Below are 13027 nucleotides of genomic sequence, written 5' to 3' on the forward strand. Positions count from 1 at the left end.
ATCGTCAGTTCTCGCCCATGGGAGGCAGAGCCTTGATGAACGGCGGGTCGTAATCGGTCTTGCCGAGCTTCGCCGCGCCGCCGGGAGATCCCAGGTCGTCGAAGAAGTCGACATTGGCACCGACGTACGCGCTCCACTGCTCGGGCACGTCGTCCTCGTAGAAAATGGCCTCGACGGGGCAGACGGGCTCGCAGGCTCCGCAGTCGACGCATTCGTCGGGGTGGATGTACAGCATTCGGTTACCCTCGTAGATGCAATCCACCGGGCACTCTTCGATGCACGCTTTGTCCAGTACATCTACGCACGGTTCTGCAATCGAGTAGGTCACTGCTGCTCTCCCCTCCTGTATCGATCGTGGGCGCTCGCGCGCCCTGAGCATCCTAGTATCGCCGTCCGAACTCGAGGCCGACCGACCCAGGGTCGCCTCACCTGCCCCGCTCGGCTATCGACGAAGCTGCTTCGCGGGCGAGTCGGCACCGAAGGCCGACGACTTCTTGTGGGCCGCGAGCCACTTGCGTCCCTGCTTCGCGGCACGCGAGAGAGCGCCGCGCTCACCGAGATAGCCGGCGACACCGCCGACGAGCGGGATGGCACCGAGCACACGGTAGACGCCGCGGGGGTGCGGACGCTTCTCCAATTCACCGGCAACGTCGCGCAGCACGTTCGCGATCTGCCACATTCCGCGCAGCAGTGCGAACGGGCCCGACTTGGGTGACTCTTCCTTCTTCGCGGGCGCACTGTCGGCGAGCGCCGTCAGATCACGCTTGCACAGCACCGATCCGAGCAGCGCCACGTGCGTCTCGCGGTCGGTCACACCCGATTCACGCGCCACGGCGACGAGCACCATAGCCTGGTTGGCGAACCCGAGCAGGTCCTGGATGGGGAGCCGGTTGACCAGGATGCCGAACACGCCGGGGAACGCCACCGCCACGGTGTTGAGTGCGCCGATGCGATTGACCCACCACTGCGAACGAGCGTCGCTGTCGAGCTTCTCCCAACCCGCGGTACCCGGGAAGTCGGTGGTGTCGAAGGCCTTCGCGAGGAAATCGATGACGTTGTCGAGCTTCGAATCATCCGCAGAGGACTCACGGAACGTTCGTCCCTTGAGCCCGATCGGGTCCCGTGTCGCAAGGATGTCGAGCACGGGATGAATGATGGCGACGGCACTGCTCAGAACCGCGGCGACTCGACGGTCGTCCATGTCAGACAAGCTCCATTTCGAAAGTGGACCCGAGGGTCAGATCAGGCCGGCAACCGACACGGCCGGGGCCGGGTCGTATGTGGTGGTGCGCTGACGAACCGGGCGTCCGATGCCGTCGGCGATCTCGTGCAGTTCCGCGACGGTCTTCTCCGAACCGTTCTGCGAACCCGCCATACGCGAGATCGTCTCCTCCATCAGGGTCCCTCCCAGATCGTTCGCGCCTCCGTTCAGCATCGCTTGTGTACCCGTGATTCCCAATTTCACCCACGATGTCTGAATGTTGTCGATTCGGCCGTGCAGCATGATGCGAGCCAGGGCGTGCACCGCGCGGTTGTCGCGGTTGGTCGGCCCGGGTCGCGATGCGCCGGCCAGATACAACGGCGAGGACTGGTGCACGAACGGCAGCGGCACGAACTCGGTGAACCCACCGGTCTTGTCCTGGATCTTCTTGAGCACGTTCAAGTGACCGACCCAGTGCGACGGATTGTCGACGTGTCCGTACATCATCGTCGAGCTCGACCGCAGGCCCACCTCGTGCGCGGTGGTGATCACTTCGATCCACTCGGCGGCGGGCAGCTTGCCCTTGGTGAGCACCCAGCGGACCTCGTCGTCGAGAATCTCGGCGGCGGTGCCGGGGATCGAGTCCAGCCCGGCGGCCCGGAGTTCGGTGAGCCACTCGCGAATCGACTGACCACCGCGGGAGGCCCCGTTGACGATCTCCATCGGCGAGAACGCATGGACATGCATCGACGGCACTTTCGCCTTCACCGCCCGCACCAGGTCCGCGTAGCCCGTCACCGGCAGTTCGGGGTCGATTCCACCCTGCATGCAGACCTCGGTGGCACCGACGACGTGGGCTTCCCACGCCCGATCGGCGACCTCGGTGGTGGACAGGGTGAACGCATCGGCGTCGCCCTTGCGCTGCGCGAACGCACAGAAACGGCACCCGGTGTAGCAGATGTTGGTGAAGTTGATGTTCCGGTTCACCACGTAGGTGACGGTGTCTCCGTTGACCTGCTTGCGCAGGTCGTCCGCGAGAGCCGCAACGGCGTCCATGCCCGCGCCCTCGGCCGTCGCGAGTGCGAGGTACTGCTCGTCCGTCAGCCCGGCCGGATCCTTTTGCGCGGCCGCCAACGCCGAGACCAGATCCCGGTCCACCCGTTCGAGCCCCGCGAGATCACGAACCTGCTCGCGAATGGAGTCCCAGTCGCCGAACGCATTCGCCAGATCCGAACGCGTCTCGGTGTTACGGCCCTGCGTGTCGATCTCGGTGTTCAGGTCGACGCGGCCCGAGGACTCCCACTCCTCGTCCGGTTCCTGCCACGGCAAACCGGTCGGGTTGACGTCCTCGCGCGCCATGCCGGTCTCGGGATCGGCCAGCGCCCGCACGTGCGCCGAGATACGCGGATCGATCCACGGAGCGCCGGCCAGAACGTACTGCGGTTGCGCTGCAACACGTTCCACCAAGCGGTAGCCCGCCTTGTCGGACAGCTCGGCCAAGGTATCGAGGTTCGGCCACGGCCGCTCCGGGTTGACGTGATCGGGGGTCAGCGGAGAAACCCCGCCCCAATCGTCGACGCCTGCGCCGAGCAGCGCTGCCGTCTCCTCCGGCTCGACCAGATTCGGCGGAGCCTGAATCCGCATCGACGGGCCGACCACCATGCGCGTCACCGCGATGGTCGCCAGAAATTCTTCGAGCCCCGCGTCGGGAACGGATCGCATCGCGGTATCGGACTTGGCCAGGAAATTCTGCACGATGATTTCCTGAACGTGCCCGAAAGACTTGTGCACCTTACGAATTGCCATGATCGACTCGGCGCGGTCGCGCAGCGTCTCGCCGATTCCCACGAGAATGCCGGTCGTGAACGGGATGTTCAGGCGACCCGCGTCGGTCAAGGTCCGCAGCCGAACCTCGGGATCCTTGTCGGGGCTGCCGTAATGCGCCTGCCCCTTCTCCTCGAACAACCGACGCGAGGTGGTCTCGAGCATCATCCCCATCGACGGGGCCACCGGCTTGAGCCGCGACAGTTCCTGCCACGACATCACTCCTGGATTGAGGTGCGGGAGCAAGCCGGTCTCCTCGAGCACCCTGATCGACATGGCGCGCACATAATCCAGCGTCGAATCGTAGCCGCGGGAGTCGAGCCACTCCTTGGCCTCCGGCCACCGCTCCTCCGGCCGGTCACCGAGGGTGAACAGCGCCTCCTTGCAGCCCAGCGCGGCACCCTTGCGAGCGACGTCGAGGATCTCGTCGGGATCCATGAACAACCCGTGGCCGGCGGCGTTGAGCTTGCCCGGGACAGTGACGAACGTGCAGTAGTGGCACTTGTCGCGGCACAACCGCGTGATGGGTACGAACACCTTTCGCGAATACGAGACCGTCTTCGGACGCCCGGCCGACTCGAGACCCGCATCACGAACCCGCGCGGCCGACGCCATCAAATCCACCAGATCGTCCCCACGCGCATGAAGCAGAACTGTCGCCTCGTCGACATTCAACGAGACTCCGTCCCGGGCGCGACGCAGAACGCGGCGCATGGCAGAAGCGGCTGGAGCGGTGTCAGGCAGCGAAGTCACCAGTCGATCATGCGCTTCCTGGTACGCACGTGCCACCCACGCCTCCCTACTCGGGTCGTTCCGCAGGCTCCGGGGGTGGTGGTTGCCGAACGACACCCCTAAGTTTGTAGCCGTGACAACGATGACCGATCCACAGTGGCAACCATCTCCGCGTGCACGTCTGCTCTGGGCTTTGAGCGCCGGTCTGCTGTGGGTACCGATCTTCATCGCCCAGATCGTCTGGGCGGTCGTCGACTCGAGCTGGACCACCTGGCCGCATGTCGCCGTCCTCGTCGCCTCGATCGTATTCGCGGCCCTGCACGTCGCGGTCGTGCCGCAGTGGCGGTACCGCGTGCACCGCTGGGAGATCAGCGACACCGCGGTCTACACCCGCACCGGCTGGCTGAGCCAGGAGCGACGCATCGCACCGATCTCACGGGTACAGACCGTCGACACCGAACGTGGGCCGCTCGATCGTCTGTTGGGCTTGGCCACCGTCACCGTCACGACGGCGTCGTCCGCGGGCGCGGTCAGAATCACGGCACTGGATCAGGATGTGGCCGACAAGACGGTTGCTCGACTCACCGACATCGCCGGCCGTACCGTCGGAGACGCGACATGACCGATCAGGCGGAACTGCTCGCCGTCGAGGAGGAGCAGCCGTGGCTGCGCCTGGACAAGCGAATGCTGTTGGTACATCCGGTGAACGAGGGCATCAAGCTACTGCCGGTGCTGTTGATCTCGTTCTTCGTCGGCAGTCAGAGCGGCAACCACTTCTGGAGCCTCGGCCTTCTCGCGGTCGTCGTGGTGTTCGCGATTCTGCGGTGGTTCACCACCAGCTACCGGATCGGTCCGGTGCACGTGCAACTGCGCAGCGGTGTGCTCCAGAAGAAGGTGCTCTCCATTCCGCGGAACAGAATTCGCTCGGTCGACGTGGAAGCGAACGTTCTGCACCGCGTACTCGGCCTGTCCATCCTGCGCATCGGCACCGGGCAACAGGCAGGCAAGGGTGAGGCCTTCGAGCTCAACGCCCTCGACACCTCGCTGGTACCGGCACTTCGCGGGGATCTGCTGCAGCGAGTATCGGGGCAGATCCCCGCGACCGACGGAACACCCACCGCAGCAGCCGATCCCGGCGTCGAGATTGCACACTGGCAGTTCTCGTGGGTGCGGTTCGCGCCGTTCTCCATCACCGGCATCGTCACCATCGCTGCGGCCGTCGGCGTGTTGTTCCAGTACGGACTCGGGCAGTGGCTGGCCGAATCGTCGGTGGTCTCCAACAGCATCGACTCCGCCGAGCGATTGGGAATCGCGGTGTTCGTCGTCGTGGCGCTGATGGCGCTGCTCGTCGTATCGAGCATCTTCGCGTGCGTCCGCTACCTGCTGGCCTACGCCAACCTGACGGTGACGGACCAGGGGCGCACCATGCACGTCAGCCATGGCCTGTTGCGCACTCGCCAGTCGACACTCGACCGCAAGCGACTGCGCGGCACCTCGCTGTCCGAACCGCTGCTGCTTCGTGCGGCCGGCGGAGCCAGGCTGGACGCCATCATGACCGGCGTCAGCGCCGAAAAGAAGGAATCGTCTCTGCTGCTCCCCCAGGCCCCACGCGCCGAGGCGTTGCGCATGATGACCACCGTGCTCGGCGAGGCCGGTCTGCACGCAAGTTCGGACCGGCCTCTGCTGCAGCACGGACCCGCAGCGCGTCGACGCCGCTACACGCGTGCTGTTCTGCCCGTTGCGGTTCTCGGTGCAGCGCTGGGCATCGCACAGTATGTCGGCGCACCGATCCCGCTACTGGCGTGGATCGCTGTCGGGGTGTTGTTCGTTGCCGCATTCGGGCTCGCACACGATCGCTTCCGCGGTCTCGGCCATGCAGTGCTGCCCGGTTGGCTCATCACCCAGCACGGTTCGCTCGACAGGACTCGACACAGCCTCGAAGCCGCGGGCATCATCGGTTGGACCGTGCGGCAGACCTTCTTCCAGCGTCGCGCCGGGGTGGCCACCATCGTCGCCGCGACTCCCGCAGGCGTCGGACATTACGAGGTGATCGACATCCCCATCGAGAACGCGTGGGCGATGATCGACGCCGTCACCCCGGGAGCCGGGGACATCTGGCTGCACCGGACCTGACATGACGCGGCCGCAGAGTATCGACGAACTGGATCTCGCGGTGGCCGAATGCCGCGCCTGCCCGCGCCTGGTGCAGTGGCGTGAACAGGTCGCCGCCGAGAAGCGGGCTGCCTTCGAAAACGAAACATACTGGGGCAAAGCGGTTCCTGGCTTCGGACCGGCCGACGCATCGATGTTGATCGTCGGGCTCGCCCCGGCAGCGCACGGTGCCAACCGCACCGGTCGAATGTTCACCGGAGACCGGAGCGGGGACGTTCTCTATCGCGCGATGCATGCGGTCGGTCTGGCCAGCCAACCCACCGCCACGCACATCGGAGACGGGTTGACGCTCAACGGAGTTCGCATCACCGCGCCGGTGCACTGCGCTCCTCCGCAGAACAAGCCGACTCCCGCCGAACGCGACAGATGCACACCCTGGCTGGACGACGAATTACGGTTGCTGCGTCCGACCCTGCGGTCGGTGCTCGTTCTCGGTGCCTTCGGCTGGCAGTCCCTGCTGCCGACACTGGCCGCCAACGGATGGGAGATACCAAGGCCTGCACCGAAATTCGGCCACGGAGTCAGGCGCGACCTGGGCTCGATCACCGTGTTCGCCAGCTATCACGTGAGCCAGCGAAACACCTTCACCGGACTGTTGACTCCGACGATGATCGAGGACGTGCTGCGGGATGCGGGTCGGCATGCACGCTTGCTGTGATCGCCTTCATCCGGAACATGAAGAGCAGCACTCCGGCGGGGCCCGCACCGGCGACGATGAGAAGCATGGTGCGCCAATCGGCGAGTAGGAGAACGTCGCTTCCCGGACCGCCGAGCATGCACAGCACCACGGCAGCGAACCATCCGATCAGGGGCGACGCCACCCAGATCGGCCGATCTGCGACCTTGCGTGCGGCCAGAATCAGCGCGACGTTCGCGATCCCGCCGAGCAGTGCGCTGATGGGGAACTGCACCGACCCGAGGTAGGTCGGAAGGAAGAAGACCGAGAGAATCCCGGACAGGAAGCCGTCGAACACCAGTACTGCGACGGTCGCCCAGGACACCAGGGCGACAGTATTGGATGCGGCCTTCGAGATCATGCGCCCAATACTGCCTTGACCCGGGTTGTTTCAGTGCATCGCATTCAAAAAACCGGGCATCGGCACTCAGGAAACCGGCGGGTACCCCAGGGAGGTCAGCAGGTTGCTCGCACCCATGGCGATCTGTCCCAGTACGTACTGGTACAGATCTGCCTGTGCGCCGAACTGCGGCTTGAGAGAATCGACGAACGCGACGATGGCGTCCTGCACTACCCAGTTGTACATGTGTGTTCCGCCCCTGCTGTAGTGAGATCAGTACTGGTGTGTATTTCAGTGATGCGGACCACAGCTTAGTACGCCGGCAAACAGATCGTTCTCTCTACCCGTCTCATCGGGATCGAGTTCGCCGCGGACGAGTACGTACTGCTCGTCGAGCAGGATCGGCTGGGCGATGTCGTTGGACAGTGCGTACTCGCTGCCCGACGGCGCGACGGTCACCTGAGTCGCGTGGGCCCGGAGCGCATCCCGCTTGGCATCGAGCACGCCGCGGATGTCGATGCTGGTGGTGATGGTGTTCTCGGGAACGCTCGGCAGCTCGCCGGCCTCCGGCATTCGCCAGTGCGAGGGAATCGCCTCGATGGCCGCGAGCCCAGCCTGCAATTGATCGTGTCCGGTGACTGTCCAGTAGAACTTCGACACCTCCCAGGGCGCACCGACCCCGGGGTAGGAATCCGTCCCGCAGACCTCGACGGCCTCGGTCACCAACGAGTGCACCTGCTGGTGATCGGGGTGGCCGTATCCGCCCTCGGGGTCGTACCCGACAACCACCTGCGGCCGAAGCTCACGCATCACCGCGACGAGCGCTCCGAGGGCCTCGGCGCGATCGGCGTTGACGAACGCGCGCGGCTTGCGGGCAGCCGACGTCCCGGCCATCCCCGAATCGCGCCAGCGACCGGCTCCCCCGAGGAACCGCGGCGGGTTGCACCCCAGCGCCGCGAGAGCGCGATGCAATTCCAGAATTCGATAGCCGCCGAGCTGATCCGCGCGGTCGACGACCAGATCGGCCCACGTCTCGCCGATCACCTCCCCCTCCTCACCGAGCGAGCAGGTGAGCACCGTGACGTCCGCTCCGGCTCGAACGTAATGAGCGATGGTGCCGCCGGTGGTGATGGTTTCGTCGTCCGGGTGTGCGTGCACCAGGAGCAACCGCTGCGGCTCCGTCATGGAAGGCTCCGTCATCGTCGACTTGTCGGTCATCGGGGCGTCCGCATCCACTGCGACGCGTCGGCGAAGATCCCGACCTCCACCGGGCCGGTCAGTGAGAGGCCGGTGATGCCGGGAACGGCCGCAACCACAGACGAGTCCTGCATGATCGGCAGCGTCGACGCCAGAGACCACAGCGCCGGCTCGACGTCGTTGGTGGCCACCGAAGGCTCGAGGCCGCTCACCAAGGCCCTGTCGATCGTCGGTTGCAGTTCCGGAACGCACAGGCCGGACAGGTTGCGCGGCACCTCGACGCCCTCGCCACTGCCGTCGGCCGGTTCGTCGACGCAGCCGAACCGTGAGGCGAGGGCCGTGGCGGGATCGACCCCGGCGCTGGTCCATCCGACGACCGCGTCGACGGTCCCGTCGGTCAACGCCGTCGAATACAACTCGTCGGCGGGCAGTGGGGTAACGGTGGCATCGATTCCCGCGCCGACGAGTTCGTCGGCGGCGGTTCCGGCGACCGCGAGCGCGATGTCGTCGTTCTCGACGGCACCGATCACGAACCGCAACGCGGTGCCGGTCGCGTCCGCAAGGCGGGTGACACTCGGTGCCGGAGCGCTCGTGGCCGTCGGGTCGGGGCTTGTCGTCGGAGCGGCGGTGGTCGGTGCGCTCGGGTTCGGTGTGGATGTCACCACGGCATCGGGTGTCGGCACGAACCCGGCCCGGTCGAGCAGGTCGAGGGCAGCACTTCTGCCGATGGGGGCGGGCGCGGTTGCGGAGTAACCGGGGTCGGACGGCGAGGACAGCTGCGCTGCCGCCCGGCGATCCGTCGCGCCGCCGCCTGCTCCGACCGTGGCCAGCAAGTTCGGATCGAGCAGCCCGAATATCCCTTGCCGCACAGCAGAATCGGACATGTTCGCAGCTCGCCCGTTGATCGTCATCGACAACACGCGTGATTGTCTGATGGTGTCGGTTCGCACGCCGGGAATTGCGGAGAGCTGGGCCCGCAGAGCCGACCCCCCGCGAACCTGGGCGATCTGCGCGTCACTGGACCGCAGCGAATCGGCCAGCTGAGCGGAGGTGCCCCCGCGGCGGATGAGGATCTGGTCGGGTGATGCGGGTCGGTCCCAGAATCGGTCGTTGCGTTCGAGCAGAATCTCGTCCCGACCCCGGTCGACGGTCTTGATGTTGAACCGGGAGCCCGAGACCGGCACGTTGTCCGTCAGGCCTCCCTGGAAACCGCCGGGTGAGTCCTTGAGCAGGTGCGAGGGCACCAAATCGGCGAACAGTCGCTGCCAGGCCGGATACGGCGACGAGAGCGTCACGTCGACCGTCTTGCCACCGCCCGAGGACGCGACGTCGCTGATGAGCCCGTACCCCGCCGGATCGACGACACCGGGCTGGGTGATCATCTGCTGCCACAGGTAGCGGAAGTCCTCGGCGGCGATCGGAGCGCTGTCGGACCACTGCGCCTCGTTGCGCAGCTGGTAGCGGATGGTGAACGGCGATTGCGACGTCACCTCGGCCGAGAGCAGCAACGACAGGTCCGGCTCCCACGTGGTCACCCCGGTGTCGGGGTTCCGGACCGGGCGGAACGGGCTGGGCAGAACCAGTGAACTCACCGCGGCCGTCGCGGGCGACTGATCCGCCAGAAGATGTGGATTGAAGCCGATACCGACGTCGTCGATGGCGACGACGACCGGATCACCGGTCTCGGCGGGAACCATCGTCGTGCTGACCGGAGTCTCGACACTCTCGATCGGGGGCGGCGGATCCGCAGTGCACGCGGTGAGTACCAGAGCGATGGCAGAAACCAGAACCGTCGGCATCAGCACCTTGCGCAACGAGGATCTCCTTCGTAGTCGGCTACCTTCTGCGACAGAAGCGACGCGCCCCACGAGGGTGACACGTCGCTTCTGCCGCACGAAGTGAGTCTTACAGAGCAGCCTTGTCGCGAGTCTTGCTGCGCGAACGCTCGCGGGCGCGCTCGTTGGAATCGAGGTGCACCTTGCGGACGCGGACGACCTCGGGGGTCACCTCGACGCACTCGTCGCCTGCACAGAACTCCATGGCCATTTCCAGGTCGAGCTTCTTGGGCTTGGCCAGGGTCTCCATGACGTCTGCGGAGGACTGACGCATGTTGGTCAGCTTCTTCTCGCGGGTGACGTTGATGTCGAGGTCTTCCTGACGCGGGTTGATGCCCACGACCATGCCCTCGTAGGTGTCTGCGCCCGGCTCGACGAAGAACGTGCCGCGATCGGCCAGCTGGATCATCGCGAACGGGGTGACGGTGCCGTGACGGTCCGAAACAAGCGAACCGGTGTGGCGCGCGCGGATCTCACCGGCCCACGGTGCGTAACCGTGGAAGACGGCGTTGGCGATACCGGTGCCACGCGTGTCCGTGAGGAACTCGGTGCGGAAGCCGATCAGGCCACGCGAAGGAACGATGAATTCCATGCGAACCCAGCCTGCGCCGTGGTTCGTCATCTGCACCATCTTGCCCTTGCGAGCGGCGAGCAGCTGAGTGACCGCACCGAGGTACTCCTCCGGTGTGTCGACCATGAGCTCTTCGAAGGGCTCGTGCAGCTTGCCGTCGACCTGCTGGGTGACCACCTGCGGCTTGCCGACGGTGAGCTCGAAGCCTTCGCGACGCATCTGCTCGACGAGGATGGCCAGCGCCAGCTCGCCACGACCCTGGACCTCCCAGGCATCGGGGCGACCGATGTCGAGGACCTTGAGCGAGACGTTACCGATGAGCTCCTGGTCCAGGCGGCTCTTGACCATGCGCGAGGTGAGCTTGTGGCCGCTGACGCGTCCGACGAGCGGGCTCGTGTTGGTGCCGATGGTGACCGAGATGGCCGGCTGGTCGACCGTGATACGGGGCAGTGCGACCGGGTTCTCCAGATCGGCGAGGGTGTCACCGATCATGATGTCGGGGAAGCCCGCGACGGCGACGATGTCGCCTGCGACGCCGCGCTCACCGGGGACGCGCTCGACGCCGATGGTGTTGAGCAGCTCGGTGATCTTGGCCTTCTGGACGACGGGCTCGCCGTCGACCTCTCGCATCCAGCTCACGGTCTGGCCCTTGGAGAGCTGGCCGTTGTGGATACGCACCAGGGCGAGGCGGCCGAGGAAGGCCGACGCGTCGAGGTTGGTGACGTGCGCCTGCAGCGGTGCGTCGACGTTGCCCTTGGGCGCGGGGACGTAGTTGAGCAGCACCTCGAACAGCTCGTCGAGGTTCTCGGCGTCGGGCGCGTTGCCGTTCTCGGGCTGAACGCGCGACGCCTTGCCCTCACGGCCGGAGGCGTAGAGAACAGGAAGGTCGAGGGCGAGCTCGGCTGCCTCGGACGCTTCGTCGTCGAGGTCGGACGCCAGGTCGAGGAGCAAATCGTGGCTCTCCGAGACGACCTCTTCGATACGCGCGTCGGGACGGTCGGTCTTGTTCACGACCAGGATCACCGGCAGGGAGGCGGCGAGCGCCTTGCGCAGCACGAAGCGGGTCTGCGGAAGCGGGCCCTCGGAAGCGTCGACGAGAAGGACGACGCCGTCGACCATGGACAGGCCGCGCTCGACCTCTCCGCCGAAGTCGGCGTGGCCGGGGGTGTCGATCACGTTGATGACGGTGATGGTGCCGTCGGCATTGCGCTTGTGAACGGCCGTGTTCTTGGCCAGGATCGTGATGCCTTTTTCTTTTTCGAGGTCACCCGAGTCCATGACGCGGTCGATCGCTTCGGCACGTTCCTCGAACGCGCCTGACTGCCGGAGCATGGCGTCGACCAGGGTGGTCTTGCCATGGTCGACGTGTGCAACGATGGCTACGTTGCGAAAAGTGGTGGTGCTGTCGATGTTGTCTGCACTGCTTGGGGCGCTCACGCGAAAAATTCTCCTGGAGTCGAATGCGGGCTCTTGTTCGCTAGCGGGCTTATGTCGCTAGAGAAGCGCGCTGCACCGCGAGGTTCTCGCGACTGATCGAGTTTACCCGTAGTCCGACGGTGCGCCGCGCCACCCTCAGGTCTGTGACCTGCGCCACCCATTAGTCTTGGTGCTCATGGGCAAGATAAAGGCCGTAGATGTCTCGGGGATGAAGCCCAAGAAAAAATGCTGTCGCAAGAAGGTTCGGTGCATCAAATGCCCCGTGGTCATCATGCGAATGAAGAAACTCGAATCGGCAGGCGCAACCAAGAAGGACCTGAAGAAGGGCCTCAAGACCGCCCGGGCGAAGTGAGCAGAATCTGCTGAAGTTCGGGCAACCAGAGCCGATCCGCGTCGACCAGATCCATCGTCGGCAGCGTCGCGGCGTCCACCCACCTCAGGGCCGAATGTTCCAGCGCTGCAGGCATTCCCGACATCAGCGCGGCTCGGTAAGCGCGCAGCACCAGGCCGCCCGCAAGATCGACGTCTCCGGTGAGCGCCGCTCCGATCGAGCACTCGACTCCCAATTCCTCGCGCAGCTCGCGCGCCAGCGCGGCGTCCTCGGACTCTCCCGGCTCGACCTTGCCGCCGGGCAGTTCCCAGAGACCCGCCAGCTCGGGCGGACGGGTCCGTTGCGCGAGCAGCAGCCTGCCGTCGTGCGTCAACGCGGCTGCGACAACCACAGCGGTGGGGGTACCGGACATGCCACCATCTTTCTATGACCGAACTGCTGACCGACCGCGACATCGAGGACGCCCGGCTCACCGCATGGACCGTGGTCGGCAAATCCCTGACTCGCACCGTCGAACTGGCGTCGTTTCCCGCAGCGATCGAGGCGGTGAACCGGGTGGCCGACGCCGCGGAAGAGGCGGACCATCACCCCGACATCGACATCAGATGGCGGACGTTGACGTTCGCCCTCTCGACCCACAGTGCCGGCGGACTCACGCAGAAGGATGTGGATCTGGCGCGTCGGATCGACGCGCTGATCGCTTCACGCTGA

At 65.7% G+C, this 13027-nt stretch carries 14 protein-coding genes; 5 read left to right on the top strand and 9 right to left on the bottom strand.

All coding sequences use genetic code 11. From position 1 onward, the window contains the following. Positions 1 to 4 precede the first annotated feature (4 nt). The 3 genes from fdxA to AYK61_RS23205 form a co-directional block, all read right to left on the bottom strand. Positions 5 to 328, bottom strand: coding sequence for a ferredoxin (gene fdxA, locus AYK61_RS23195; protein WP_008714223.1), 324 nt, complete (start codon positions 326 to 328; stop codon positions 5 to 7). A gap of 114 nt (positions 329 to 442) precedes the next feature. Continuing rightward, positions 443 to 1201 carry a hypothetical protein gene (locus AYK61_RS23200; RefSeq protein ID WP_121873289.1) on the bottom strand — a complete coding sequence of 253 codons (759 nt, stop codon included), beginning with the start codon at positions 1199 to 1201 and terminating at the stop codon, positions 443 to 445. 36 nt (positions 1202 to 1237) lie between these two features. After that, positions 1238 to 3781 (bottom strand): bifunctional FO biosynthesis protein CofGH, encoded by a 2544-nt coding sequence (locus tag AYK61_RS23205; RefSeq protein ID WP_121873578.1) that lies wholly within the window; start codon positions 3779 to 3781, stop codon positions 1238 to 1240. A 118-nt stretch (positions 3782 to 3899) separates the two neighbouring features. Here AYK61_RS23205 and AYK61_RS23210 point away from each other — a divergent pair, with 118 nt between their 5' ends. The 3 genes from AYK61_RS23210 to AYK61_RS23220 are packed head-to-tail and all read left to right on the top strand — an operon-like array spanning position 3900 to position 6587. Continuing rightward, complete coding sequence (locus AYK61_RS23210; RefSeq protein WP_121873290.1) at positions 3900 to 4379, top strand: PH domain-containing protein; 480 nt, start codon at positions 3900 to 3902, stop codon at positions 4377 to 4379. After that, a complete protein-coding gene (locus AYK61_RS23215; protein ID WP_121873291.1) occupies positions 4376 to 5890 on the top strand; it encodes a PH domain-containing protein in 1515 nt (504 codons plus the stop codon). The genes AYK61_RS23210 and AYK61_RS23215 overlap by 4 nt, the downstream gene beginning before the upstream one ends. A gap of 1 nt (position 5891) precedes the next feature. Beyond that, positions 5892 to 6587 (top strand): uracil-DNA glycosylase, encoded by a 696-nt coding sequence (locus AYK61_RS23220; RefSeq protein WP_121873292.1) that lies wholly within the window; start codon positions 5892 to 5894, stop codon positions 6585 to 6587. On the opposite strand, the gene AYK61_RS23225 is transcribed toward AYK61_RS23220, so the two are convergent. The 5 genes from AYK61_RS23225 to typA form a co-directional block, all read right to left on the bottom strand. After that, positions 6514 to 6966, bottom strand: a complete 453-nt coding sequence (locus AYK61_RS23225; RefSeq protein WP_121873293.1) for a hypothetical protein — start codon at positions 6964 to 6966, stop codon at positions 6514 to 6516. The genes AYK61_RS23220 and AYK61_RS23225 overlap by 74 nt on opposite strands. A gap of 66 nt (positions 6967 to 7032) precedes the next feature. Then, entirely contained in the window at positions 7033 to 7191 is a 159-nt protein-coding gene (locus AYK61_RS27465) for a hypothetical protein (protein WP_008714214.1), read from the bottom strand. 45 nt (positions 7192 to 7236) lie between these two features. Then, a complete protein-coding gene (mshB, locus tag AYK61_RS23230; protein ID WP_121873579.1) occupies positions 7237 to 8130 on the bottom strand; it encodes an N-acetyl-1-D-myo-inositol-2-amino-2-deoxy-alpha-D-glucopyranoside deacetylase in 894 nt (297 codons plus the stop codon). A 29-nt stretch (positions 8131 to 8159) separates the two neighbouring features. Then, the gene (locus AYK61_RS23235; RefSeq protein ID WP_121873580.1) at positions 8160 to 9941 is read right to left on the bottom strand and encodes an ABC transporter family substrate-binding protein; all 1782 of its coding nucleotides are present in this window, start codon (positions 9939 to 9941) and stop codon (positions 8160 to 8162) included. 106 nt (positions 9942 to 10047) lie between these two features. Continuing rightward, the gene (typA, locus tag AYK61_RS23240; RefSeq protein ID WP_121873294.1) at positions 10048 to 11985 is read right to left on the bottom strand and encodes a translational GTPase TypA; all 1938 of its coding nucleotides are present in this window, start codon (positions 11983 to 11985) and stop codon (positions 10048 to 10050) included. Positions 11986 to 12160: 175 nt separating this feature from the next. Between typA and AYK61_RS27470 the strand changes: the two genes are divergently transcribed. Then, the gene (locus AYK61_RS27470) at positions 12161 to 12337 is read left to right on the top strand and encodes a hypothetical protein (RefSeq protein WP_094612381.1); all 177 of its coding nucleotides are present in this window, start codon (positions 12161 to 12163) and stop codon (positions 12335 to 12337) included. Here the strand turns inward: AYK61_RS27470 and AYK61_RS23245 are convergent. Further along, positions 12315 to 12728: a (deoxy)nucleoside triphosphate pyrophosphohydrolase gene (locus AYK61_RS23245; protein WP_121873295.1), complete on the bottom strand. Its 414-nt coding sequence runs from the start codon at positions 12726 to 12728 to the stop codon at positions 12315 to 12317. The genes AYK61_RS27470 and AYK61_RS23245 overlap by 23 nt on opposite strands. A gap of 14 nt (positions 12729 to 12742) precedes the next feature. Here AYK61_RS23245 and AYK61_RS23250 point away from each other — a divergent pair, with 14 nt between their 5' ends. Next, on the top strand, positions 12743 to 13027 hold the full coding sequence (locus AYK61_RS23250; RefSeq protein WP_121873296.1) for a 4a-hydroxytetrahydrobiopterin dehydratase: 285 nt from the start codon (positions 12743 to 12745) through the stop codon (positions 13025 to 13027).

It is taken from the genome of Rhodococcus sp. SBT000017, assembly GCF_003688915.1.
Taxonomy (GTDB): domain Bacteria; phylum Actinomycetota; class Actinomycetes; order Mycobacteriales; family Mycobacteriaceae; genus Rhodococcoides.